The sequence below is a fragment of the Halorubrum sp. Atlit-26R genome, from assembly GCF_003666015.1.
Taxonomy (GTDB): domain Archaea; phylum Halobacteriota; class Halobacteria; order Halobacteriales; family Haloferacaceae; genus Halorubrum.
This window is the reverse complement of sequence record NZ_QPLT01000396.1, coordinates 1-512: the sequence shown is the minus strand read 5'-3', so window position 1 is coordinate 512 and position 512 is coordinate 1. Positions and strand designations below refer to the sequence as shown.

The 512-nt window shown below is 70.1% G+C and carries 1 protein-coding gene and 1 pseudogene; both read left to right on the top strand.

Features of this window, described 5'->3' with window-relative positions:
- Positions 1–156 (top strand): annotated as a pseudogene (locus DVK07_RS21140) (ABC transporter substrate-binding protein); the annotation flags it as partial.
- A partial coding sequence (locus DVK07_RS21135) for an ATP-binding cassette domain-containing protein (protein ID WP_121598613.1) occupies positions 156–512 on the top strand: 357 nt, incomplete at its 3' end. The pseudogene DVK07_RS21140 and the gene DVK07_RS21135, both read left to right, overlap by 1 nt.

The window sequence follows — 512 nt, the reverse complement described above, 5'->3', positions numbered from 1 at the left end:
CAGGCGGCGTCGCAGATGACGGTCGCGTGGCCGGTCCCGACCAGCGACGAGTACGCCGACGCCTGGGACGCGCCGATCATGCCCGGCGAGCCCCTCGAACGCCTCGACGCCGAGGACGTGATGGTCCCCGAAGAGGACGCGAGCTGCTCGCTGTAATGCTGCTGGAGACCGAGGGGCTCACGAAGCGCTTCGGCGGCATCACCGCCGTCAACGGCGTCGACTTCGCCTTAGAGGCCGGCGAGCTCTGCTCGATCATCGGCCCGAACGGCGCGGGGAAGACGACGTTCTTCAACCTGCTCACGGGCGTGTTAGAGCCTTCCGACGGGCGGATCCGGTTCGATCCGCCGGGCGGCGCCGACTCGACCGGCTCCGGCGGCGCGGGCCCGACCGGGAGCGACTCGGCGCTCGACATCACCGCCGCCTCGCCGGACGAGACGGCGCTGGCTGGTATCCACCGGTCGTACCAGATCACGAACCTGTTCCCGACGCTGACGGTGTTGGAGAACGTCCGC